Source organism: Gilliamella sp. CG25 (assembly GCF_046635705.1).
Taxonomy (GTDB): Bacteria; Pseudomonadota; Gammaproteobacteria; order Enterobacterales; family Orbaceae; genus Gilliamella; species Gilliamella apicola_I.
The window spans coordinates 39131-64938 of sequence record NZ_JBIDFJ010000010.1 but is presented as its reverse complement, the minus strand read 5'-3'; the positions used below and the strand labels follow the sequence as shown (position 1 = coordinate 64938).

At 36.8% G+C, this 25808-nt stretch carries 24 protein-coding genes; 8 read left to right on the top strand and 16 right to left on the bottom strand.

The genetic code is table 11. From position 1 onward, the window contains the following. Positions 1 to 22 precede the first annotated feature (22 nt). Genes ACGH6P_RS08795 through ACGH6P_RS08785 form a run of 3 tightly spaced genes read left to right on the top strand, consistent with a single transcriptional unit; the run spans position 23 to position 4023 of the window. Positions 23 to 1435, top strand: a complete 1413-nt coding sequence (locus tag ACGH6P_RS08795) for an APC family permease (protein ID WP_065559712.1) — start codon at positions 23 to 25, stop codon at positions 1433 to 1435. Positions 1436 to 1453: 18 nt separating this feature from the next. Beyond that, entirely contained in the window at positions 1454 to 2560 is a 1107-nt protein-coding gene (locus tag ACGH6P_RS08790; RefSeq protein ID WP_267352017.1) for an alanine/ornithine racemase family PLP-dependent enzyme, read from the top strand. Between the two features lie 53 nt (positions 2561 to 2613). After that, positions 2614 to 4023 carry an amino acid permease gene (locus ACGH6P_RS08785; protein ID WP_411597292.1) on the top strand — a complete coding sequence of 470 codons (1410 nt, stop codon included), beginning with the start codon at positions 2614 to 2616 and terminating at the stop codon, positions 4021 to 4023. Between the two features lie 112 nt (positions 4024 to 4135). On the opposite strand, the gene ACGH6P_RS08780 is transcribed toward ACGH6P_RS08785, so the two are convergent. The 13 genes from ACGH6P_RS08780 to aas all read right to left on the bottom strand — a co-directional run bounded on the left by ACGH6P_RS08780 (position 4136) and on the right by aas (position 16988). Continuing rightward, a complete protein-coding gene (locus tag ACGH6P_RS08780; RefSeq protein WP_267352013.1) occupies positions 4136 to 4744 on the bottom strand; it encodes a MarC family protein in 609 nt (202 codons plus the stop codon). A gap of 154 nt (positions 4745 to 4898) precedes the next feature. Further along, positions 4899 to 5249 (bottom strand): 50S ribosomal protein L19, encoded by a 351-nt coding sequence (gene rplS, locus ACGH6P_RS08775; protein WP_034900792.1) that lies wholly within the window; start codon positions 5247 to 5249, stop codon positions 4899 to 4901. Between the two features lie 31 nt (positions 5250 to 5280). Beyond that, positions 5281 to 6033, bottom strand: a complete 753-nt coding sequence (gene trmD, locus ACGH6P_RS08770) for a tRNA (guanosine(37)-N1)-methyltransferase TrmD (RefSeq protein ID WP_411597291.1) — start codon at positions 6031 to 6033, stop codon at positions 5281 to 5283. Between the two features lie 16 nt (positions 6034 to 6049). Beyond that, on the bottom strand, positions 6050 to 6577 hold the full coding sequence (gene rimM / locus ACGH6P_RS08765) for a ribosome maturation factor RimM (protein ID WP_220215871.1): 528 nt from the start codon (positions 6575 to 6577) through the stop codon (positions 6050 to 6052). A gap of 25 nt (positions 6578 to 6602) precedes the next feature. Further along, the gene (gene rpsP / locus ACGH6P_RS08760) at positions 6603 to 6851 is read right to left on the bottom strand and encodes a 30S ribosomal protein S16 (protein WP_065559705.1); all 249 of its coding nucleotides are present in this window, start codon (positions 6849 to 6851) and stop codon (positions 6603 to 6605) included. A gap of 238 nt (positions 6852 to 7089) precedes the next feature. Continuing rightward, a complete protein-coding gene (locus ACGH6P_RS08755; RefSeq protein WP_411597290.1) occupies positions 7090 to 7464 on the bottom strand; it encodes a DUF956 family protein in 375 nt (124 codons plus the stop codon). 164 nt (positions 7465 to 7628) lie between these two features. Beyond that, positions 7629 to 8540, bottom strand: coding sequence for a PTS system mannose/fructose/sorbose family transporter subunit IID (locus ACGH6P_RS08750; RefSeq protein WP_267380138.1), 912 nt, complete (start codon positions 8538 to 8540; stop codon positions 7629 to 7631). A gap of 17 nt (positions 8541 to 8557) precedes the next feature. Then, a complete protein-coding gene (locus tag ACGH6P_RS08745) occupies positions 8558 to 9358 on the bottom strand; it encodes a PTS mannose/fructose/sorbose transporter subunit IIC (protein WP_065559702.1) in 801 nt (266 codons plus the stop codon). 22 nt (positions 9359 to 9380) lie between these two features. Continuing rightward, positions 9381 to 10355: a mannose/fructose/sorbose PTS transporter subunit IIA gene (locus ACGH6P_RS08740; protein ID WP_220215867.1), complete on the bottom strand. Its 975-nt coding sequence runs from the start codon at positions 10353 to 10355 to the stop codon at positions 9381 to 9383. 371 nt (positions 10356 to 10726) lie between these two features. Further along, positions 10727 to 12466, bottom strand: a complete 1740-nt coding sequence (locus ACGH6P_RS08735; protein WP_411597289.1) for a carboxylesterase family protein — start codon at positions 12464 to 12466, stop codon at positions 10727 to 10729. Positions 12467 to 12752: 286 nt separating this feature from the next. Continuing rightward, positions 12753 to 13658 (bottom strand): N-acetylmuramic acid 6-phosphate etherase, encoded by a 906-nt coding sequence (gene murQ / locus ACGH6P_RS08730; RefSeq protein ID WP_411597288.1) that lies wholly within the window; start codon positions 13656 to 13658, stop codon positions 12753 to 12755. Next, positions 13624 to 14832 carry a lysophospholipid transporter LplT gene (lplT, locus tag ACGH6P_RS08725; RefSeq protein ID WP_411597287.1) on the bottom strand — a complete coding sequence of 403 codons (1209 nt, stop codon included), beginning with the start codon at positions 14830 to 14832 and terminating at the stop codon, positions 13624 to 13626. The genes murQ and lplT overlap by 35 nt, the downstream gene beginning before the upstream one ends. Before the next feature lie 14 nt (positions 14833 to 14846). Next, positions 14847 to 16988, bottom strand: a complete 2142-nt coding sequence (aas, locus tag ACGH6P_RS08720) for a bifunctional acyl-ACP--phospholipid O-acyltransferase/long-chain-fatty-acid--ACP ligase (RefSeq protein WP_267351999.1) — start codon at positions 16986 to 16988, stop codon at positions 14847 to 14849. Between the two features lie 199 nt (positions 16989 to 17187). Between aas and ACGH6P_RS08715 the strand changes: the two genes are divergently transcribed. Next, entirely contained in the window at positions 17188 to 18162 is a 975-nt protein-coding gene (locus ACGH6P_RS08715; RefSeq protein WP_267380133.1) for a hypothetical protein, read from the top strand. A gap of 86 nt (positions 18163 to 18248) precedes the next feature. Here the strand turns inward: ACGH6P_RS08715 and gpsA are convergent, their stop codons facing one another. The 3 genes from gpsA to ACGH6P_RS08700 are packed head-to-tail and all read right to left on the bottom strand — an operon-like array spanning position 18249 to position 20253. Continuing rightward, the gene (gene gpsA / locus ACGH6P_RS08710) at positions 18249 to 19265 is read right to left on the bottom strand and encodes an NAD(P)H-dependent glycerol-3-phosphate dehydrogenase (protein ID WP_370632180.1); all 1017 of its coding nucleotides are present in this window, start codon (positions 19263 to 19265) and stop codon (positions 18249 to 18251) included. Between the two features lie 39 nt (positions 19266 to 19304). Then, positions 19305 to 19787 (bottom strand): protein-export chaperone SecB, encoded by a 483-nt coding sequence (gene secB / locus ACGH6P_RS08705; RefSeq protein WP_220215860.1) that lies wholly within the window; start codon positions 19785 to 19787, stop codon positions 19305 to 19307. Positions 19788 to 19812: 25 nt separating this feature from the next. Then, on the bottom strand, positions 19813 to 20253 hold the full coding sequence (locus ACGH6P_RS08700; RefSeq protein WP_411597302.1) for a rhodanese-like domain-containing protein: 441 nt from the start codon (positions 20251 to 20253) through the stop codon (positions 19813 to 19815). A 393-nt stretch (positions 20254 to 20646) separates the two neighbouring features. Between ACGH6P_RS08700 and glnA the strand changes: the two genes are divergently transcribed. The 4 genes from glnA to ACGH6P_RS08680 all read left to right on the top strand — a co-directional run bounded on the left by glnA (position 20647) and on the right by ACGH6P_RS08680 (position 25806). Further along, positions 20647 to 22056 (top strand): glutamate--ammonia ligase, encoded by a 1410-nt coding sequence (gene glnA / locus ACGH6P_RS08695; RefSeq protein ID WP_267360734.1) that lies wholly within the window; start codon positions 20647 to 20649, stop codon positions 22054 to 22056. 71 nt (positions 22057 to 22127) lie between these two features. Further along, a complete protein-coding gene (glnL, locus tag ACGH6P_RS08690) occupies positions 22128 to 23177 on the top strand; it encodes a nitrogen regulation protein NR(II) (RefSeq protein WP_065559691.1) in 1050 nt (349 codons plus the stop codon). Between the two features lie 11 nt (positions 23178 to 23188). Then, on the top strand, positions 23189 to 24655 hold the full coding sequence (gene glnG / locus ACGH6P_RS08685; RefSeq protein ID WP_411597286.1) for a nitrogen regulation protein NR(I): 1467 nt from the start codon (positions 23189 to 23191) through the stop codon (positions 24653 to 24655). Positions 24656 to 24834: 179 nt separating this feature from the next. After that, the gene (locus ACGH6P_RS08680) at positions 24835 to 25806 is read left to right on the top strand and encodes a siderophore ABC transporter substrate-binding protein (RefSeq protein WP_411597285.1); all 972 of its coding nucleotides are present in this window, start codon (positions 24835 to 24837) and stop codon (positions 25804 to 25806) included. Positions 25807 to 25808: the final 2 nt, after the last annotated feature.

Sequence of the window (25808 nt, the reverse complement as noted above, 5' to 3'; positions counted from 1 at the left end):
GATACTACAATGTGAGGTTATTATGAGTGATTCTAAAGATTCAAGTTTGCTCGGTATCAAAGACATTGTATTTATGAATGTCATTGCGATACTGAGTTTACGACAAATTCCTAACGTTGCTCCTTATGGCGCATCAGCAATGGTGCTTTGGCTCATTGCGGCATTTTGTTTGTTTTTTCCATTAGCCATGGTGTGTGGTGAACTTTCAACAGGTTGGCCAAAAGATGGCGGGATATTTGTTTGGGTTAAAGAGGCATTTGGTAAGCGTATCGCTTGGATTGTAGTGGTTTGTTTTTTATTTTCCTGTGTACTCTTCTTCCCATTGATGTTGCAATTTGGTTTTACTGCTATTGGTTATATGTTTAGTCCCGAATTAGCCCAAAATGAAGTATTTATTGGGGTGGGATCCATGGTGGTCTTCTGGATTTTAACACTGATGAATATTCGGGGATTAAAATGGACTAAGATTATTAATAGCGTGAGTGCTTGGCTTGGTGTATTTATCCCCGCAGCGATTATTGTCTTACTCGCGATTGTTTGGTTATTGACTGGTCATCCAATGGCAACCGATTATACGCATTTAAGTGATTGGATTCCTGATTTAGGCAGTTGGGATACGATTGTGTTTTTATCCAGTATGATGTTTGCGTTTGCTGGGCTTGAAGTGGCACCAATGATTGCCGGGCGTACACGTGATCCACAACGTGATTTTCCAAAAGCGATGGCTGTGTCAGCAATTGTTATTGTTGGTATTTATATGATTGGCTCTTGGGCTATCAATACATTATTACCAGCCGAAGATACTGATATTGTTGCTGGCGTTATGCAAGCGATGCAATCTGCTGCCAATGTATTACATATGCCTTGGTTGTTACCTGTTATGGCAATATGTTTATTCTTTGGTGCTTTAGGACAAATTAACTCATGGTTAGTTGGGCCGATCTATATGCTACAAGAAGCCTCTAAAGAGGATAATTTGTTGGGTGAGCGTGTAGGTCGTTTACATCCGGTTTATCAAACACCGACATTTGCACTGGTTGTTCAAGCAATCATCGTTACTGTACTTTGCTTCTCAACATTTGTATCACCAAGTATTGCTGCAGCTTATTGGATGTTGACGGCGTTGACAACAATTTGCTATTTCATTCCTTACTTAGTGATGTTTATCGCTTACTATCGACTACGAGTGACTCAACCTGATGTACCACGTAGCTTTAAAATTCCGGGTAAAGTGTTACCAGTGGTATTACCCGCTTTAGGGTTCTTATCTACACTATTTGCTGTGATTTTAGTCTTTATACCACCAGCTCAAATCGATATGGGTGGATATGTTGAGTATATTGCTAAGATAGTTGGTGGCGCTGTACTTGCGATCGTATTAGCAGAATGGATATATCATCGTGCTCAAAAACGCAATCGTTTGCTCGAACAGTAAGGTATAGAGGAGTAAAGCATGTACAAACCCATATTGGAAATTGATTTACGCAAATTAAAAGAAAATGCCCGTGTTGAGAAAGACATTTTAGCTAAACACGGCATTGAAGTCATGGCCGTCAATAAAGTATTTGATGGCTGCGTCGAAACAGCGAAAGCTGTATTAGAGGGTGGTATTGATGTTATTGCTGAATCAAGAACTTACAATTTAAAAAAACTCAAAGAGGCATTAAATTGTAAAACGTGTTTATTACGTAGTCCTTGTTTAAGTGAAATCAGCGACGTGGTGAAATATGCGGATATTAGCTTAAATAGTGAAAAACAAGTCATAACGGCTTTATCTGATGAGGCCGTTAAACAGCGAAAGATTCACCAAGTGTTGCTCATGGTGGATATGGGGGATTTACGAGAAGGTATCTGGTTTGAGCATCTTGATGAGATTATTGATACCGTCAATCTCATTCTTTCGTTACCGGGTGTTGAGCTTTATGGGCTTGGCACCAACTTTAACTGCTATGGAACCGTTTTGCCTACGGTTAAAAATGGTGTTGATTTTTTACACATAGCACGCAAAGTAGAGGAAACTTGTGGTATTAAAATCAAATACTTATCTGCCGGTAATTGTACCAGTTACCATTTGTTAGATAAAGGTGTTTGGCCTAAAGGATTGAATCACATCAGAATAGGTGGTTTACATGAGTTTGGTATTGAATATGTTGATATGAAATATCTGGATGAATTTCATCATTCCAATAAACCTGTCGATAAAGCATGTAGCGATATCTATAAGCTATACGCACAAATTATTGAACTCAATAGTAAGCCAACCGTGCCTGTAGGGGAGCTTGGAGTCGATGCCTTTTTAAATAGTAAAACCTTTGTCGATCATGGTACTCGTAAACGTGCACTACTTGCTTTTGGTCGTCAAGATGTGCCGGCTGAAAACTGTGTACCTATCGATGATAGTATTACGGTTTTGGGGCAAACCAGTGATCATACCATCGTTGATATTGAAGATGTGTTAGAAACATTGAAAGTAGGTGATATGATTGGTTTTGAACTCGATTACACAGCCTTACTTATGGCATGTCAAACGAATGGTGTAGAAAAACGGTTTATTTATTAATTCGTGTTAGCTGCTGGTTTCCAGCAGCTTTTTTACCTTACTAGGCGGTTTACATGGCAACATCTGAATATCAAGGAAGTTCCTATCCGAGTACCACTAGTTTAAAAAAGAATTTAAAAAATCGGCATCTGTTGATGATCTCTTTGGGTGGTTCGATTGGTACCGGATTATTTATTGGTATTGCAGCACCACTTAGCACGGTTGGTCCGCTGGGGACGATTATTGCTTATTTGATGGCTGGTTGTATTATGCTCTCCACTATGCTCTGTTTAGGTGAGCTTTCATGCGCATTTCCTCATGCCGGTTCTTTCCAGCACTATGCGTTAATGTTTATACCTAATCCCATTTGGAGCTATACTATAGGTTGGTTATATTGGTTAAGTTGGGTGCTGTCGATGGCGGCTGATTTAACGGCGGCATCAATTATTGCTCACCAATTTATCACTTCTATTCCTATTTATCTGTTTAGTCTAATTATTTTAATTATTTTAACCTTTGTACATCTCACATCGGTACGAGCTTACGGCGAAAGTGAATACTGGTTTTCAACAATAAAAGTTCTGGCAATTATTGCTTTTATTGGGACAGGTATTTACTTGCTATATCATCAATATGCTGACACCCATGTGCTACCAACATTGAAAACAGAAAACGGATGGTTTCCTAACGGTTTTTCAGCGATTTTTGTCTGTATGACGATTGTCACTTACTCTTTTCAAGGCGTTGAATTGATAGGAAGTGCAGCAGGGGAAGCCCAATCACCACAAACCGTTTTACCTAAAATAATTACAGGTGTCGCTTTTAGAATCATCCTATTTTATGTTTTAGCAATTGCAGTTTTGGCACTTGTTTATCCCTATGGTAATGCACAAGAAGAGATAAGCCCTTTTGTTTGGGTATTTACGCAAGCAGGCATCAATTTTGCATCTTATGTCATGTTATTTGTCATTTTTTGCGCCGCTATATCGGCAGCTAATTCTGCAATTTATGCCAGTTCTAGAATGTTATGGTCAATGTCTCAGGATAATTTAGCACCAAAATATTTTGCAGAGGTAAATAGGCGGGGTGTGCCAACCAAAGGAATATTGTTTATATCCATTATTGCGCTGGTATCATTATTTTCAAAGTACATTGCTGCGGAAAAACTTTATCTTTATTTGGTTGCAGCGACAGGGCAGGTTGGATGTTTTGCTTGGATTATTATCGCTTGGTGTCAATTTCAGTTTCGTCAAGGGGTCAATAAGGGGAAATATCTGCAAGAGACCATTAAATTTAAATCGCCATTTTATCCATGGCTTGCGATCATTTCGATGGTGATTAATACGATTATCATTATTGGAGTTTGGTTTGGTGAATCCGGTTATTTTATTTTTATATCGGAATTGGTATTAATTATGATTATTATCAGTTCGTATTTTTTCTTCAAAAAAAGAAAATTAATTATGCCCCATGCAAATGACTAAACTATTTGGTTAAATAAGGTTGGTGTAATCACTCACTATCGTAAACGTAGTAGTGATTACCGAGAAGATAACATCTGACCTTTGTCATTATCTAATATATTCAATGATCTGACTAATTAAGATTTAAAATTCCGGCGACGCCAGTAAATACGACTTGGGCAGCAATTGCTGAAATTAATAATCCGGTTAATTTTGATAAAATTGCAATTCCGGTATTTTTTAAAACTTTAGCGATGGTTTTAGAGCATAATAACATGGCATAAATACCACTTGATGCAATGAATAGTGATAACGCACCAATTAAATTTTGAATTAAACCATCTGAACTTGTCCCTAATACGATAATTGTACCAATTGATGCGGGGCCCATACAAAGCGGGATAGCCAAAGGGACAACACTAATATCATCATCGCTATTAATTTTATTTTTGTCAGGCGAATCGTTCATTAATGCCACTGCTGTTACAAAGAGTAATGCCCCCGATCCAATTCGAAATGCATCGAGAGTAAAGCCAAAAATACTAAACATCGCATTACCGAAAAAGAATAGCACAATGCCAATAATAAAAACGGCACAAGACGTTTTACGTGCGGTTTTTCGGCGTGCTTGTTCATCATACTGTTTTGTACCACTCAAAAATGCACTTAATACAGCAGGTGGTGTCATTAATGCAAATAATTTTATTGTTGTGGCAAGAATCTCAACAAGATAGTTAGCCATAATATTACCTTTTATTCGACCAAGATATTGCTTGAATTGTGTCAACGATAGCTGGTGGGAAAAAATATTGGTTACACATAAAAACGGTCACCTTAATGGTGACCATATTTAATTTAATCTATTTTAATCGTTTTTTATTGTTAATCAATAAAAACTAGTTTAGGCGCTCTTTAATACGAGCCGCTTTACCACGAAGTTCGCGTAAGTAGTAAAGTTTAGCTTGACGTACTTGACCACGACGTTTCACAGTAATTGAATCAACAATCGGTGAGTGAGTTTGGAATACTCTTTCAACACCTTCGCCATTCGAAATTTTACGTACTGTAAATGCAGAATGTAAACCACGATTGCGAATTGCAATAACCACACCTTCATATGCTTGAAGACGTTTTTTGTTACCTTCAACAACCCATACTTTTACTTCAACCGTATCACCCGGGCGAAAAGACGGGATGTCTTTTTTCATTTGTTCTTGTTCTAATTGCTGAATAATTGCATTTTTCATAATATTATCTCTTACTAGTTATACTGAAATCTTAATGGCTATGTTTATCCTGATATTCACGTTGAAACTCAGCGAGTAAACATTGCTCTTCATCAGTCAGAGCTAGATTTTCAAGAAGATCTTCTCTTCTTAACCAAGTTCGTCCAAGGGATTGTTTTAATCGCCAACGACGAATCGCTTCATGGTGACCAGACATTAACACGTCAGGCACCGCCATTCCATCTAACACCTCAGGTCTGGTATAGTGAGGACAATCAAGTAAACCGTTAGCAAAAGAGTCTTCTTCTGCTGATGATTCATGATTTAACACGCCGGGAATAAATCTTGCCAGTGCATCAATCATCGTCATTGCCGGTAATTCACCGCCACTCAATACGTAATCTCCAATTGACCATTCTTCGTCAATCTCGGTTTGGATCACGCGTTCATCAATACCTTCGTAACGTCCACAAATCAAAATTAATTTTTGATTTTGTGACAATTCGCAAACGCCTTGTTGGTTCAATTTGCGCCCTTGTGGGGAAAGATAGATTACTTTTGTATTGTCACCTGCTACAGCTTTCGCTGCATGAATTGCATCCCTAAGGGGTTGTACCATCATTAACATACCCGGCCCACCGCCATAAGGTCTGTCATCGACAGTCTTATGCTTATCATGCGCAAAGTCGCGCGGATTCCAATAATTTAATGTTAACAGCCCATTTTTTACAGCTCGACCAGTTACGCCATAACAGGTAATGGCTTGAAACATTTCGGGAAAAAGGCTAATTACGCCAATCCACATAGTGTTACCTTACCAATTAAAAAGCAGGATCCCAATCGACCACAATCATTTTTGTTGTTAAATCAACTTGTTTAATAAATTGTTCTTCAACAAAAGGGATTAAACGTTCTGTTGCTCCAAATGCATCTTTTAGATTTGCTTTTACCACCAATACATCATTAGAGCCGGTCTCCATTAAATCAGTGACCTGACCTAAATCGTAACCGTTGACTGTTTTTACTCGGCACCCAATCAGATCTTTCCAATAAAAATCACCATGATTCAGTTCAGGCAAATTTTCAGCATCGACAAACACTTCAATGTTGGTTAATGCATTGGCTTGATCACGATCGTCAACACCTTTGAGTTTCACAATCATATCTTGATTATGGGGTTTAAAGCTTTCTACGATTACCTCTTGCCATTTTCCAGCTCGCTGGATATACCAAGGTGTGTAATCAAAAATACTATCTGGAAATTCTGTAAACGAAAAAATTCTGAGCCATCCACGAATGCCGTAGCTTGAACCAAGTTTACCAACAACAATGAAATTCTCAGTATTCATTTTACAGTGACTATCTATTACTTAATTAAGCAGCTTTTTGTGCTTGTTTGATCAATGAATTAACACGATCAGAAACAGTTGCACCTAAACCAACCCAATGATTTACGCGATCAAGATCTAAACGTAATTCTTCTGCTTTACCTTGTGCAATTGGATTAAAGAAACCAATGCGTTCGATAAAACGACCATCACGTGGGTTACGGCTATCAGTGACAACTACTTGATAAAAAGGGCGCTTTTTAGAGCCACCACGAGCTAAACGAATAGTTACCATAACATCCTCTTAAATTAAAAAATAATCTTTTTCCTGCCCAACATGGACAGAATCAAAGCCCCAGAATTATACTCCTTCTGGCAAAAAGTGCAATGACTGATTATGATTGATAGAGACAAGATAGTATATAATAGATTCAATTAAAAAATGAATGGACAAAATAGCATTCATTATCCGTTGTCACCCTCACCATGAATAACGCTAGAATAATTTATAATATTTTGGATATTCGCATCGATTATTTTTGACTTGGTTTGCGAGTAAATGCTCGCTTTAAAACACCAAAAAAACCTAATGATTTTATCATTTTGTCACCACCAATATAAACTCTGATTGCTCTTAATACGTCTTTAGGATTTTTTGAGGCAAAGGTAAAGGAGCCATTTTGTTTCGTGTGGATAGTATAACGTGGTATCCATTTTCCCCCAAATAAGACGGATGCAGAAACATATTCGACTTCTTGCCATGGGATTTGGATGTATTTACGTGCATCTCGCTGATGATAAAATTCCAACGCTTTATTTCCAATCATAATTTGTCCATACTCGGTAAAAGCTGTAAATGCGGTAGCTTTAACGGTTAGGTCTATTTTAGAGTTTAATGATTGAACCATTTATATGACTTCCATATTAATACTAAAGTTAATTTATTGTTTTTTTTATGACTTGAACAGCCAAAACCTTTGGACTCAATTATTCAAATATTTGTTGATAAAAGATAAAAAAGCATAATTTAAACAGTAAATTATGCTTTTTATCGATTACTTAAAGTTTGAACTTATAGAAGACCAATCACGTGTCCAGCAATCCCGACAACAAAGAGTCCGAGGATTATTAAGATAGGTGATACTTTTTTACGTAATAACCACATGCATAAAAAGGTTAAAAGTAACGGAACCAGTCCTGGTATCAGTTGGTCTAAGTTATTTTGTAGGGTGGTGACCTTTTCTTGAGTAAGGGATAACCCCGCTTGCATTTGTTGTAATGCGGTTTGAATGCCTTCTGAACCAGCTGGTAAGTGATTCCAATCAATAAAAGCACCGTCGCCTAATTTAACTTTTGAAACAACAGGTTGAAAATTAATTGATACCCACCTTTGCACCAAGGCCGCCAGAATAAACATCCCTAAAATGGAAGCACCTTTGGTAATTTTTTGCAATAAGCCACCCGATAAATTATCGGTGATTTTAGAACCTGTACGGTAACCAAACTCTTGGGTGTACCACATAAAACTCCAACGGATAATATTCCAAAGTAGAAAGAATAAAATTGGTCCCATAACATTGCCACTAAGTGCAAGTGATGCGCCAAGCGCACCAAGCATTGGTCTTACCGTAAACCAGAACACGGGATCACCAACTCCGGCTAAAGGTCCCATCATCCCAACTTTTACACCTTGGATGGCAACATCATCAACTGCAGCGCCATTAGCACGTTCTTCTTCGAGAGCAAGCGTTACACCAAGAACCGGTGAAGCTAAATAAGGGTGAGTGTTAAAGAATTCTAAATGGCGTTTAAGTGCTGCTGAACGATCTTCTTTGGTGGTATAAAGTTTTTTTATTGCAGGGATCATTGAATAGACCCAACCACCATTTTGCATACGTTCATAATTCCAAGAACCTTGGAGAAAGGTTGAGCGCCAAGCAACCGCTAAACGATCTTTTTTGCTTAATTGAATTTTATCAGTCATTTTTTTACTCCAAGTACTTAGTAATCATTTAAAATATCGTCAAGTGGATCACCTTTGCTTCCACCATTTGATGAATTGCCACGTTCTGAAAGGCTAAGATAAATCATTGCTAATGCAATACCTAATGCACCTAACGCAATAAGGGTTAATTGTGAGATAGCTGCAACCACAAAACCAATGATGAAGAATGGCCAAACTTCACGATTTGCCATCATATTAATTACCATGGCATAACCCACAGCAACGACCATACCACCACCAATTGCCATACCTGTTGTTAACCATTCAGGCATAGATTCTAATGCGCCTTTTACTGTTTCGGCTGGAATAAATAATAGCGCTGCTGCCGGAATGGCGATTCTTAAACCTTGTAAGCAGATACCTAATATTTGTAATAGTTCAATTTTACGGATATTACCTTCTTCTGCTGCTGCATCCATCATATGTACTAATGGTACAGCAATCGTTCGGACAATCATTGTTAAAAATAATCCTGCAACTGCTAAAGGAATGGCAATAGCAATAGCTGTTGATACGCCTGCAGCACCTTGTCCTCCTAAAACCAAAATAATGGACGAAGCAACAGAGGCTAAAGCCGCATCGGGTGCAACAGCTGCACCGATGTTAGCCCAACCTAGGGCTATCATTTGTAATGATCCACCCAGAACAACACCCGCTTCAAGATTACCGGTCACCAAACCAATTAATGAACAGGCAACTAACGGTTGATGAAATTGAAACTGATCTAAAATACCTTCCATTCCTGCCAGAAAGGCAATAACTATCACTAAAATGATAGCAACAATTGATAATGTCATAATATAACCTCTTGTATAAGTCCTAATTCTTTTGTGCTGCTAATTCTTCTTTCGCTTTTTTCAACAATTCATCCATATTACTATTAGAATCATTAGGTACTTTGCGAACATCAAATTTAACGTGTTTTTCTTTTAATTTTTCAAATGTTTCTACATCATCCGCATTCATTGAAAGCACTTTATTTACCATTACTTTACCGACAGAGTGCGCCATTGAGCCAATATTAAGGGTATCAATGTCGACCCCGCCTTCAATAGTTCGTAATACATCTTGTGGGTTTTCGAATAGTAACAATGCTTTAGTATTGCCAAATCGTGGATCGCGCGAAACTTCGATGATTTTTTTAATCGGCACGACATTTGCTTTTACCCCCGGAGGAGCGGCTTCTTCGATCAGTTTTTTTCTTAATTCATCTTTCGATACTGAATCCGATACCACGATGATACGATTAGGATTGGTTGATTTTGTCCAAGCGGTGGCGACTTGACCATGTAATAAACGAGAGTCAACCCGAGCCAAGACAATTTTCATTTTACCATCACCTAGAACGGTGCCTTCAGGTATGGTATTTGTTTGTTGAGTAGCAGTGGTGCTTGCAGCAGGTGCTTCAACTGTTGCTTTAATTCCTTCTTTTGCTGATTCTAAGATTGCAACGGCAATTTCTTTAGCTGTTTCCATTGAAAAACGAGATGAATAAGCTTCAATAAGCATCGGTAGATTTAAACCTGCAACAATTGCCCAATTGGGGTGCTCACCACATAGATTATTTGCTTGATTAAATGGCGTGCCACCCCATAAATCAACTAAAAAAAGTACTTCATTTTGATCGTCGAAAGTTGCTATTGCGGCTAACATCCGTTCTTTTAAACTTTCAGGGCTATCACTCGGATGCAAGGTTACGGCTTGCACGTTTTCTTGCTCTCCAAAAATCATTGACCCAGATTGTAGAATCCCTTCTGCAAACTCACCATGAGTTGCTAGAATAATTCCTACCATACAACTACCTCCCAATTTTTATATTATATTCATAATATAAATGTCATAAATTTTTATCAAAAATTGATATTAAAAATTAACTATAAATAATATAGTCTGTAACTTTAAACAGGGCTGAAATTCGTGATATTAACGAACCAATATAAGTTTTATTTCGAATAGAATTATTGAAATAAATCCCCATTTTGTAAATAGCTTTTTGTATAAATAATCTGTTGTCCTTCATAAAATACAAAATGTTTAATCATAAAAAAGTTAAAGTCTTTTATCTGATAATTGAGTTGTGTCATTGGATGTTAAAGTTTACTCATTGACAAATTTCAACTTCTTGACAGAACAATAAGATCGATAATCTTATTCATTAAGATTAGTTATTTTAACCATAATGACTTATTATGATATCTAAGATCAAGTTCATGACTAAACCACCGACCATTTAATACCTCAGAAATAAGCGTTTTTTTTATTTCTGGTGGAATAGATTGATCTTTATCCATTTCATCAAGCACATCACGGTAAGAAAAATGTTGTCTTCCCATATAAACTATAGCTTTTTCTTTGTCGGCATTGATATAGAGTAGTCCCTTATTTGCGTTATTATTTGTTGTAGACCAATTATTCCAATAGACTAAATCGTCGCCATTAGGATCGCCGTTATAGATAAAATTATGAATATATTTTTTATAAATCTTGCTGAGTTGTTTAGCGCCTTGAGTTTTATAGGCATTTGCTATTAACCCGTTATAATTTTCTGAATACGGATCCATCAGTGGTAAAAAAACACCATGAAAAGCACCATATAATCCCATTGGTAAGCCTACAACATTTTGATCTTCGCCATATTGTATTTCCATACCATAAATTTTTGCTTTATAAAAAGGTGCCATTTTTTGGGCTGAGTCTGAAACGTTAAATAAATCATATAATTTTCCGCCATATTTATTGGCGAATTGAAATGCTGTTAGTGTTTGTCCACTTGGTATACCATGATTGAAGGATGAGCTAAAATAAGCTGAAGATTTTGCGAATAATGAAAATTCACCCGTACCGGTCAGCATGATCAATGGCACAGAATGATATTGATGCGTATTAAAACCTTCTTTGGGGATCACATAGCCGTCGTTATATAAATGCGGAAAGACACTCATTCTGATTCCAGCATTATTCATCAGTGATACCAATCTTTCGGAAGATAGGCTATACAAATATGCTTTGACATCGGGATGATCGGTTAACAGCCAATAATAAGCTTGTTCTTCGGTCGGCTTTATTTTATCTTCAACAGCAAGTGGGGCAATAGCTTTGGCAAAGACTTTAATGCTATCTTCCTTATTTGCTATGGTCATACCGCCACTAAAAGAGATCGCTTTTTGAAATTTATCTTTAAAAATAGGTGAGATTAACATCGCCATCACATCTCGCCCACCCGCTGAAAAGCCAGAGACAGTGATATTGTGAGGATTTCCACCAAAATAGGTAATATTGTCTTTAATCCAATCTAATGATTTTGCCATATCCAATAACGCATAGTTACCCGAATCTTCGAGTCTATCACCCGTTTGCAAGGCAGGAAGCGGATTAAATCCGAGTGGCCCCAAACGATAATTGATTGAGATAAAAATTGCATCCAGATCGGTTACCATGCCGTTGCCAGTCATCTCTTCTGCTTTTCCGATTTGGTTGTTTCCACCGTGAATATAAACGAGAACTGGTAAATTTTTTTTATTATTATTCGGTCGATAGATATTGAGATTTAAACTATTATCTGAACCAATGATGTTATTTTCATTGAGCTGAAATGCGATAGGACTTGCTTGAGTTGCATCAAATATACCTTCCCATGGTTCAGGGTCAATCGGTTTTTTCCATCTTAGCTCCCCTGAGGGTGCTTTCGCATAAGGTATGCCTGTCCACACGAGAACGTTGTTGATGTTGTCGAGTTGACCTTTAACTAATCCAAATTGGGTTTTTATCAAAGTAGGATCCGAGATAGTGGATATCGTTGATAAATTGGAATTTGTTAAAAGCTGATGATTTTGACTATAGACAACCATTGGCGTTGATAGGATGAAAATACCAAGTATAGCGATATGAAATAGTGATTTCCTCATACAATGTCCTTGTGTCTTTCAAAAATTGAATAAAAAATTAATATCAGAAATTAGCGAGAAGTGTATACATCCATGAAAGAAGTGATGAATTTACGCTTAATCTTACTAAATCATATTATTATAATTATTTCAGTGCACTGTTATGCCTGTAATATTCTGTTTAAATAAATGGTACAGTTTTTATATTTCTCTATTATGTAATAGATTGTCAATAATCCTAATTTGAAAATTAGACATAGATCATAAAAACAGACCATTTATGTTTATTTTTTCTATAATTATCTTATCAACTCGCCGATAGTGCTTTTTTGATAAAACCATTATTTTCTGATAATAATTTTTTTGCTTGATCAACATCAAGATGACCGAGAATCATTAAAATAGCTGTTTTACAGTGTCTATCACTCTGTTTAAGCGCTAACATTGCCGTTTGGCGGTCACATTCAGTTGCTTGCATGACAATGGATATTTGTCGCTCAATTAATTTAGCATTAGTGGCTTCGACATCGACCATTAAATTACCGTAAACTTTACCAATTTTGATCATGCTAGCGGTGGTTAACATATTAAGGACAAGTTTTTGTGCTGTTCCGGCTTTCATTCTTGATGAACCCGTTATCACTTCAGCTCCTACAATTGGTGTGATGGCGACGTCTGCCAGATCAATCATAGGGGCATTGGGGTTACAGCATAAACTTATCACTGTTGCGCCAATTGATTTAGCAAATTGCATACCACCTATAACGTAGGGAGTGCGACCACTTGCGGCAATACCAACTAAAATATCATTGGCTGAAAAGTGAATATTTTTCAAATCAGTTATTGCTAATTCAGGATTATCTTCGGCATTTTCAACTGCTTTAAAAATTGCCGTTTGACCACCAGCAATCAATCCGATGACTTGTTGAGGAGGGGTGCCATAGGTGGGTGGGCATTCACTTGCATCTAAAATACCAAGCCGACCTGAAGTGCCGGCACCGAGATAAATTAAACGACCGTGATTTAAAAAAGTTTGACTAATCACATCCACTGCTTTAGCGATATTTGCTAACTCTTTTTCAACAGCAACGGCAACATGCTTATCTTCATTATTGATGATTTTGAGTATATCGATCGTCGAACAGCTATCAATTTTTTCGCTGTATGGATTACGACTTTCAGTTAACATTTTTGATAGATTTATTGGTTGCATACTTTTTTAATCCTAGCCACAGTAAAAAGATGACAATTGCAAATAAAGCGCCGAAACTAACGCCAATTGTTATTATCGAGATCTTAAAAGATACAGCAACAGTATAAAGACCCAACATAACCATCATTGTAGTATATTCACTTAAATTTTGTACGGAAATGACACTGCCTGCACCAACGAGATCTTTACCCGTTTTTTGAATTAATGCATTTAAGGGTACTAAAAAGAATCCGCCTAACGCACCAATAACAATTAATAATACATAACAAGCAATAAGGTTGCTTTGTAAAGTGAATGCGATAACGGCAATGCCCATCATAATACCTGCCGGAATGCAACGTAACGTATTATTGATTGAGACCAGTAAGCTGGCTAATCCTGCTCCAATAACAATGCCGATAGCAACGACTGCATTTAGATTTGTTGGTGTTGCGATATCAGTAATGTTTAAAACAGCTGGTACCCAAAGGATTAATAAAAATCGTAAGGTAACTCCCGCCCCCCAGAATAGACTTGTGCCTAATAAAGTATATAAAACAAGTTTATTATTGAGAATAATGTGAACGGTTTTACTAAAATCTTTTATCATACCCTTTATATTCCATTGAATATCTTTTCTGGCAGCAGGGAGTTTAGGAATAAAAATATTAGCAATAACAGCAAAACCATACATTAATACACATGCAAGTAAGGACGCACTGACATTCATATCGGCAAGATGTCCACCAGCAAGTGAACCCAGTAAAATAGCCGCAATAGTGGATGCTTCTATCAATCCATTCGCTTTGACTAAATTATTACCTGAAGTCAGTTCGCCTAAAATGCCATATTTAGCAGGCGAATAACCCGCTGCACCAACACCTACTAAAAAATAGCCAATAAAAGGGTTGAAATTAAGACAGATACAGGCTGCGCCTAATAGCTTCATACCATTTGAAATCATCATGACTTTTCCTTTAGACATACAGTCTGCAAATTGACCAACAAAAGGAGAAAGGATGATAAAAGGAATCACAAAACCGATTTGTAGTGCTGACTCACTCCATTCTGGGTACTGAAGTTTTCTGATATAGGCAAGAATAGCAAAGAATATTGCATTATCTGCAAATGCCGAAAAGAATTGCGCCAGCATGGTTGCCACCATGCCTTTGCTTAATAGTGAATTGTGGTTCATGTGATATCCTTATGCTATTCGTCAGCCATTTTTCGAAGGGTGATAAAGTCTATTTTTCCTGTTCCAAGAAGTGGAAGTTCTTTAACAACACGAATATCACGAGGAACGGCTAAAGCAGGAATACCAAGTTCTTGTGCTGTTTGACTTAGTTGTTCACGATCTAACTTGGTTGAAGTTGTGAAAAGTACAATTGCTTCCCCTTTTGCTGCATCAGCTTTTACTGTTGCACCATGCATTGCATCGGGATCCACTTTTTTAGCGAGTGCCTCTACACTCTCTAAAGAGACCATTTCACCTGCTATTTTGGCAAATCGTTTTAGTCGTCCTTTAATGGTGATAAAACCTTCATCATCAATTGAAACGATATCACCGGTATCGTACCAACCCTGTTCAGCTTCACCGTTTTCATCTATGGCGACAGGTGGTTCAAGGGTGCCTGGATTTTCAACGCGCAAATAACCTTTCATCACGTTTGGCCCTTTAACTTGTAACTCTCCTCCCTCACTAATGCCAGGTATATGAATTAACCGTGAAGTCATCCCCGGCAATAAACGACCAACTGTGCCATTTTTAAATGCCATAGGTACATTGAGGGCAACGACCGGTGCACATTCGGTGACGCCATAACCTTCTAAAATACGAATGCCATATTTATCTTTCCATAGTTCTCGTACTGGTTCTGATAATTTTTCAGCGCCAGCTACCACATAGCGTAAACGCATAAAATCAAATGGGTGGGCATAGCGAGCATAGTTAGCTAAAAAAGTTGGTGTACCAAATAGAACGGTACAATTTTGGTCATAAATAATTTCTGGTACCATTCGATAGTGTAAAGGGTTTGGATATAAAAATGTACGACTTCCTGAAAAAAGCGGTAAAAACAAACCAGCTGTGATACCAAAAGCATGGAACAACGGTAACGCAGACATAAATCGATCGGCTGGAGTAGGATCAATGACCGATCGAATTTGTTCAACATTAGCAAGTAGACTACCATGCGTATGCACAACCCCTTTAGGGTTACCCTCAGAGCCTGATGTAAAAAGAACAAGTGCTTCATCATCACTCGTTTGATTACATTCAACAAAACGTGGAATATATTGATTCACTGCCACATAGAGCTTATCTTTTAAAGTCAAACTACTGCGTAAATCTTCCAGAAAATACCACTTAATGCCTTTGATCTCATCTAAGAGATAATCGAGTTTACCTTTTTGAATAAATTTACGCGATGTGACAATGGATTTAATTTCGGCGGCAGTAATTGCACAGGTTAATCCCTTTGTACCAGCAGTATAATTAAGCATGGCAGGTACTCGGTTTTTCACTAATAAACCGAAAATAGTCGCAACGGTGATTGTGGCATTGGGGAGTAAAACACCCACTCGTTCTTTTTTTTCGGTAATTTTTTCGATAATGCAACTTACACCAATAATTTGCTTAAGTAAATTACGATAAGATAATTCGGACGTTGTCGGGTCTTGTACTGTTCTTGATTTTGTCCCGTAGCGAACTTGTGCTTCAAGTAATGCTTCAAATAGTGTTAATTTAGGACGGCTTGCCAAACGAGCATTCATCATGATTTGATGCAATTTTTCACCCGCTATATAGCGTTTGTCTTTTGCTTTAGGCACATTTGGCATTGGAATTGTGGTCGGTTCAAGTACATGAATCGTTATTTTAGGAAATAAGCGACGTTTAAACAGTCCTTTTAGGCGGCTAGTTAATGTGAACTCTGCTCCTTCAATCCAGACTGGTACAATTGTTGCTTTCGATCGAGCCGCTACAAAAGCCGCTCCATCATAAATTTTCATTAATGACCCTGTTACGGTGATTCTTCCTTCAGGGAATATGACTATCGGACGTCCTTTTTCAATTTCGCGTACTAAGCGTTTAATTGCCATAGGATTAATCGGATCCATCGGCACAAAATCCACGTACCGTTTTGCTAAACGAACTAACCAGTGATCAATATAACCTGAATAAATGGCAAACACGGGTCTAACAGGTAAGAAAACACCGATTAGAAGACCATCAAGAAAGGAAACATGGTTAGGAGTGATAAGCAATCTTTCTTGCTTTAAGTTTTTTAGGTTACCATAAATTTTGACATGAAAAAGAAACTTTAAAATAACCCTTAATATATTGAATAACATCTTAATTCTCAATTTCCGTGCAAAATTGCACCTTGTCATAATAGTGAAAATAGAGGAAATACACAAGATATGTTGTTTATTTTGAATTTATTATGAATAATCTAACATGATTAATGATTTTCTTTGGTTAGTTATCTAAAAGTTAGACAATGCCTATAAAAAACGTAAAATAAATCATAAAAAAAGGTCTGGAGTGAAAATGTTAATTTTATCCGCAAATGATATTCAACATGTTTATAGTATGAAAGATGCCATTGAGGCAGATAAACAAGCTTTAAAAATCTATACCCAAGGAGATAGTGAAGTGCCTTTACGTATCAATTTTGATATGCAGAAAGGGCAAAGTTTATTTATGCCCGCGCATATAAAAGGTAAGGATATTGTTGGCATTAAAATTGTGTCTGTATTTCCGGATAATCCTAAATTGGGTAAACCCTCCGTACCAGCGCAAGTGATGATGTTAGATCCTTTAACTGGGGAAGTTTGTGCCATTTTAGATGGTACTTTTGTAACTCAACTTCGTACAGGGGCGGTACAAGGTGCGGCAACCGATCTTTTAGCAAGAAAAAATGCTCGACGAGCAGTATTAATTGGAACAGGAGGTCAGGCAGTATCACAATTAGAAGCCATGTTAACCGTTCGGGATCTGACTGATATAGCTATTTACGATATCGATGAACAAAAAGCGAAACAATTTACGGAAGCGATGAAAAAACACTTTTCACATTTTTCAGCCAATCTCTATTTTTCGCAAAATTTTGATGAAGACATTGGTCAAGCAGATATTATCACCTCAGTGACAACATCTAAAGTGGTCACATTTAATGGTGATATCGTTAAGCCTGGTACTCATATTAATGGTGTGGGTGCATATACCCCTGAAATGCATGAAATACCAAGTAATATTGTTGAAAAAGCGGACATTCGTGTACTTGATACTAAAGAGGGCGTTTTTGCCGAAGCAGGGGATATTATTGATCCAATTAACCAGAAACGTGTATCAAAAAATGATTTTTTTGAGTTGGGTGAATTAGTTACTGATTCGCAAAAATGTCGCCAAAACGATGAGCAAATCACATTATTTAAAACGGTGGGAACAGCCGTTCTCGATGTTTATGTTGGATATGATATTTATCTAAAAGCAAAAGAAAAGGGTATTGGAACAAATATATAAGCTAAAGATTAGAAAGAATAGCTCATTTTAATTACAACGTTATTTAATAGCGTTAATACAAAGTGATGATATAACGGTATTAAAAATTAACTTTTTAGTTCTTCTTTCTGTGATCGTCCGAGTAAGGTCATTGCCGCTTGTTTAGGATCTTTATGCTCGTATAGTACTTTATAAATTTGTTCAGTGATTGGCATATCCACATGATATTGTTTTGCAAGTGTCCAAACTTCTTTAGTATTTTTAAATCCTTCGACAACTTGTGCGATAATATCTTGTGCTTCTTGAATAGATTTATTTTGTCCCAGCAAAATACCGAAACGTCGATTTCGTGATTGATTATCCGTACAGGTTAATACAAGATCACCAAGTCCAGCCATGCCCATAAACGTTGCAGGATCTGCACCAAGCGCTTCGCCCAATCGCATCATTTCAGCCAGTCCACGTGTGATTAACGCTGTTCTTGCATTCGCACCAAAACCCAGCCCATCAGACAATCCTGCTCCTATCGCAATCACATTTTTAATGGCGCCACCAAGTTGCACCCCAATAAAATCTTTACTGCTATAGACCCGAAAACTTTTACTACAATGAAATAAATTTTGTAACTCAGTTAAAAAATCATCATCCGTTGAAGCAACTGTTACCGCCGTTGGCAAACCTGAGGCAACTTCTTTAGCAAAAGTAGGGCCTGAAATGACAGCTAGGGGGATTTGATTGCCTAAAATTTCTCTGGCGACATCTTGCAATAAACGTCCGGTATTGACCTCAAGTCCTTTGGTTGCCCAAACAATTTTACTATCTTTGCGTAAATAGGGTTTTATTTGCTTTAAAATAGTACCAAAAGCATGGCTAGGTACCACTATGAGTAAGATTGGTGACGCTGAAACAGCTGTTTGCAGATCACTTTCAATGTGCAGTAATTCAGGAAAAGGAATATCAGGCAAAAATTGTTTATTTTGCCTGTCATGCTGTAAAGCCATCATTTTGTGTGAATTATGTCCCCACAATAATGTTTGATGACCATTACGTGCAAGTAAAATAGCTAAAGAGGTTCCGTAAGAACCTGCACCGATTACTGTGACAACAGCATGTTTTTCCATAATTAACCGTTAGATTTATCGTTCTAGATTAAATCACAATGATTATTGTAATGTTTCTGTTGATTCTTCTTCAACTGATTGTTGTTGCTGTTGAAGATAGTTCATAAATAACACGTCAAAGTTAACCGGTTCTAAATTAACTGGTGGGAAAGAACCTTTAATGACTAAGTTAGAAATTGTTTCTCGTGCATACGGGAATAAAATATTCGGACAGTAAGCACCTAAACAGTGTTGTAACTGTGCATCATTGAATCCAACGAGTGAAAAAATACCTGCTTGCGTTACTTCACAAATATAGGCAACTTCGTCTTGTGACTTCATTGTTACTGTAATGCGTAATGCGACTTCATAAACATCATCATTTAAGGATTGAGATGATGTATTCAATTCAACATTCATGGCTGGTTGAAATTGTTTGGTAAAAACTTCAGGTACATTATTGGTTTCAAATGAAACATCTTTTGTATAAATACGTTGAATTGCAAATTGTGTTTCTGGTTGTTGTGTATTGTTTTGTTCTGTCATGATCTAACCTTATTTTAATATAGTTTTATTTTCTAACTAATGGTAAATTTTCGCCATTCCATCCTGCAATGCCATCTTTTAATGCAAAAACATTCAAGAAACCTTGTTTAACTAGTATTTCACCGATACCGGCTGATGATAGACCATTATCATCAACTAAAATAACAAAATTTTCTTTATGTTTTTCAATAGAATTTGCACTCGCATTTTTGATATCAATGGGGAGTATATTCAGGGAATCGGTAATATGCCCCTTTTTGAAACTATCAGCTGATCGCAAATCAATGATTTTAGCATTTTGTTTATTAATCAGATTGATTGCTTGAGCATTATTAATGATTTTAACTTTTGATAACTTACTTTTGATGGTTAATACAATGATTGCAATAAAAAGTACAATCCAACCTAAAGAAAGTAAAATATGATTTTTAACAAAAGGTATAATTTCGAGTGTAATAAAGTCCATACTTTTATAATTACCTAGTTTTTCAATATAAGAAGAGATTATAGCGATATTATGCACTGAAATACAGTACCTATAAGAAAATCTTGTTGTTCCCCAAATTATCGAGCGTTAAATTGAGAAGATTCTTATTGAGTTTTTGATTATTACAAGGATGATTGAATGCGTGAACGACATCTTTTTAGCAAAATAAATGTGCAACGCCTTTTATTGGTGCATTCTAAGTGTTTTTATGCATTATTTTGGTGCATCAATGCTATTTGTGTTACTATTTAACCCGTAAATTCACTAGAAAAACGTGACTTAAAACTTGGCATCATATTTGCATAAAAGAAAATAACTTGGCAAGAATGCCTTACGAACTGAACAATTATTTGTCCTCAACGGAGAAGATACATGTCTATACAAAAAGTATTAACACTAATTAAAGAAAATGATGTTAAATTTGTCGATTTGCGTTTTACTGATACCAAAGGTAAAGAGCAACACGTTACGATACCCGTTAGTCAAATTGATGCTGACTTTTTTGAAGACGGTAAAATGTTTGACGGTTCTTCAATTGCTGGTTGGAAAGGGATTAATGAATCGGATATGGTATTAATGCCTGATGCTTCAAGTGCCGTTATTGATCCATTTTTTGAAGATGTAACATTAAATCTCCGTTGTGATGTACTCGAACCTGCAACATTACAAGGTTATGATCGTGATCCACGTTCAATCGCAAAACGTGCTGAAGAGTTTTTAAAATCTTCAGGTATTGCTGATACCGTTATTTTTGGACCAGAACCCGAATTCTTTTTATTTGATGATGTTCGTTTTGGTTCACCGATGTCAGGTAGTTTTGTTCACATTGATGATATTGAAGCCGCTTGGAATTCAGGCACAAAATATGAAGAAGGTAACAAAGGTCATCGCCCAGGCGTAAAAGGCGGTTACTTCCCACTTCCTCCGGTTGATTCATCGCAAGATATCCGCTCAGAGATGTGTTTAATTATGGAACAACTTGGTTTAGTTGTTGAAGCTCATCACCATGAAGTGGCAACTGCAGGACAAAATGAAATTGCTTGTCGTTTCAATACATTAACTAAAAAAGCGGATGAAGTTCAAATTTATAAATATGTTGTGCAAAATGTAGCGCATATTTATGGTAAAACAGCGACATTTATGCCGAAACCGATGTTTGGCGATAATGGTTCAGGCATGCACTGCCATCAATCTTTAGCTAAAGATGGAGTTAACTTATTTGCCGGTGATAAATATGCTGGGCTTTCTGAAATGGCATTATTCTATATTGGCGGTATTATTAAACATGCTAAAGCTATCAATGCATTTACTAACCCTGCAACAAACTCATATAAACGTTTAGTACCGGGTTATGAAGCGCCTGTTATGCTTGCGTATTCTGCTCGTAACCGTTCTGCTTCAATTCGTATTCCGGTTGTAACTAGCCCGAAAGCACGCCGTATTGAAGTTCGTTTCCCTGATCCAGCTGGTAATCCATATTTATCTTTTGCTGCTCAGTTAATGGCTGGTTTAGACGGTATTATCAACAAAATTCATCCTGGCGATGCAATGGATAAAAACTTATATGATTTACCACCGGAAGAATCTAAATTAATTCCACAAGTGGCAGGTTCACTTGAAGAAGCGCTTAATGCATTAGATGCTGATCGTGACTTCTTAACGCGTGGGAATGTCTTCACTAATGATACGATTGATGCGTATATTGATTTAAAACGTCAAGATGTTGATCGTGTACGTATGACACCACATCCAGTTGAATTTGAACTTTACTATAGTTTATAAATTTATCTAAAATTTAAACAGTTAATCCACCGTCTAAAGCGGTGGATTTTAATGAGGACGGAATACCGACGATGACATTTGATAGTGAATCTGATGCTGATCTTGTTCTCAACTCGATGATTACAAGTATTTTATTACTTGATAAAAATCTCAATATTGTTTACGCCAATACCGCTGCCCAACAGCTATTAGCACAAAGTCCCAAAAAGTTATTAGATAGTTATCTTCCTGATTTATTGAGTTACCATTCTTTAGATTTCGAGTTAATGCAAAGTTCATTATCCAAAAATCAAGGTTTTACGGATACTGAAGTGAATTTGGTAGTGAATAATGAATTGCATATCTTATCGTTAACGGCACAACCCTTAAGTAATGAACAGATCTTAATTGAAATGGCGCCTTTAAATAATCATAAACGGTTAAGCCAAGAACAGTTACAACAAGCTCAACAAAGTGCTGCTCGTGAACTTGTGCGAGGGCTAGCACATGAAATTAAAAACCCATTAGGTGGGCTTCGAGGTGCTGCACAATTATTATCACGAGAATTACCAAAAAATGAGTTGCAAGATTATACGCAGATTATTATTGAACAAGCAGATAGATTAAGAAATCTAGTAGATAGGTTATTGGGACCACAGCAACGCTTGCACCAAAAAGTACAAAATATTCATCAAGCGATTGAGCGAACCTATGCGTTATTGTGCATCGAAAAACCATTAAATGTGACTATTTTACGGGATTATGATCCAAGTTTGCCAGAATTTATCCATGATTCAGAGCAGATCGAACAAGTTATTTTAAATATTGTGCGAAATGCTTTACAGGCTATTGGTACGAAAACAGGTACGATAACAATCAGAACGAGAACTGCCTTTCAAGTTACATTGCATGGACAACGTTATCGACTATGTGCACGTATTGATATTGAAGATAATGGACCGGGGGTACCTGTTCATATTCAAGATACACTTTTTTATCCTATGGTAAGCGGTTATGAAGGTGGGACAGGAATCGGTCTTTCTATTGCACATAATATTGTTGATCAACATCATGGTAAAATTGAATTCAATAGTTGGCCTGGACACACTGAATTTTCTGTCTATTTGCCAATCAAACAATGAGGTAATTTAAAATGAATGTTTGGGTTGTTGATGATGATAGTTCAATTCGTTGGGTATTAGAAAAAGCACTTACCAATGCGCATTTTAATTGTATTAGTTTTGCAAACGGTCAAGATGTGATCGAAGCTTTGACTAATCAACTATCCAAACCAGCTGTACTAATTTCTGATATTAAAATGCCTGGCATCGATGGTCTATCATTACTTAATTATATCAAAGCACAATTCCCCCATTTGCCTGTCATTATTATGACAGCGCATTCTGATCTAGATGCTGCTGTCAATGCTTACCAAAAAGGCGCTTTTGATTATATTCCCAAACCCTTTGATGTGGATGAAATGATTCAACTTGTTGAACGTGCTATTGCACAGTCTCAACATTTACAAGTACCAAATCATCAGCGTACTCATGTTACGGCAAAAGCATCAACAGGCATTATAGGTGAAGCACCTTCAATGCAAGAGGTATTTCGGATTATTGGACGCTTATCAAAATCTTCTATTAGTGTGCTGATTAATGGTGAATCAGGTACAGGTAAAGAGTTAGTCGCAAAAGCGTTGCATACTCATAGCCCTCGATCACATTCACCTTTTATCGCACTTAATATGGCAGCGATTCCCAAAGATCTGATTGAATCGGAACTGTTTGGACACGAAAAAGGGGCGTTTACTGGGGCTGCACAAATCAGGCATGGACGATTTGAACAGGCTAATGGTGGAACTTTATTTTTAGATGAAATCGGTGATATGCCTCTTGATGTTCAAACACGGTTACTTCGAGTCCTTGCCGAAGGACAATTTTATCGTATTGGTGGTTATTCCCCTGTAAAAGTTGATGTCAGAATTATTGCCGCAACGCATCAAGATTTAGAAGCAAGAGTGCGCGAAGGCAAATTTCGGGATGATTTGTTTCATCGCTTAAATGTAATCCGTATTTTATTGCCTCCATTACGTGATCGTGCTCAAGATATTCCGAAAATTGCAGAGCATTTTTTATATACCACGGCTAAAGAGTTAGGCGTTGAAAGTAAAGTTTTTAGTCCCGAAGCGATGAGTGTTCTATGTAAATTTAATTGGCCGGGCAATGTAAGACAGCTTGAAAATACCTGTCGTTGGGTGACAGTCATGTCTTCTAGTAAAGAAATTTTAGTGCAAGATCTACCACCAGAGCTATTACAATTTCCGATGCCTAAAATTTTGGTTGGTCGTAATGATATAAGTTTGACATTAAACGACTCTCAAGTTGCAATGGATTGGCAATTTTTACTGGAACAATGGGCTAAACAATCGCTTGTCGCAGGAAAATCGAGCATTTTAACTGAGGCAGTGACAGAAGTAGAGCGTATTTTATTAAATTGCGCACTTAATTTTACCCGAGGACATAAACAAGAAGCAGCAAATTTATTAGGGTGGGGGCGTAATACTTTAACCAGAAAGTTAAAAGAGTTTTCAAATAAAAATGACAGTGATATTGGCTAATTAATCTATAAAATTTTGACATAACGCTATGTAAAAAAACGTTTTCTAATCATTTAACACTGACTTTAGATATTCTTTAAAGTTTATTGAACACTGAGTTGTTTTTAGATACAATTTAATGCAAATGAGAATTATTTATATTTGTGTTATTTTTATCTAAACAATAATCAGGAGTTCATATGTATTCATTTATCAAAGTTAAAATTACAGTACTGTTTGCTGTATTGCTGTTAGTTGTTGGGTGTGATAATAAGAATAACCAAAAACCAGATTATTCCGATATTAAGAAAGATGCTCTGGTAATTAAACACGCTCAAGGCGAAGCACTTTTTGAGTCTGTTCCCAAAAAAGTAGCTGTTTTTAACGTTGCAACTCTTGATATTATTGATGCATTGAATATTCCAGTCTCAGCAGTACCACAATCAAATGTCCATTTACCTGATTTCTTATCTAAATATAGTGATAAGTCCTATACTAACATTGGGACTTTGTTTGAGCCAAATTACGAAGTACTTAGCTCTATCAATCCTGACTTAATTATAGCAGGTGGACGAGCAACAGATGCCTATCCAAAGTTGGAAAAATTAGCAGAAACAATCTCCTTAGATATTGATTCCAATAACTTCTTAGCGAGTTTAACTGAGCGAACTCGTCAATTAGGTTGGATTTTTGAAAAAGAGAAAGAAGCATCTAAATTGATTGAAGACTTTAATCAAAAAATAGATCAACTTAAACCTAAAACCAGTACAGCCGGTTCAGCATTAGTGATTATGATTAACGGTGGGAAAATGTCTGCATATGGCCCTAAATCACGTTTTGGATTTGTTTTTGATGTGTTAGGTTTCCAGCCAGCAACCACTTTCCAAGAAGCCGGTCGTCATGGGAATAGTGTTACTTCTGAATTCATTTTAAGTACTAATCCCGAATGGATATTTGTGTTAGATAGAGATAATGCCATTGGTAATAAAGAAGCCCAATCAGCACAACAAGTATTAAATAATGAATTAATTCAAAAAACGGCAGCATGGCAGCACAATCATATTGTTTATCTTGATTCAACATCGATGTATATCGCAGGCGGGATTCAAACGTATAGTCGTTTAATGGATCAAATAGCAGAAGCACTACAAGAATCATCGACTAATCAATAAAA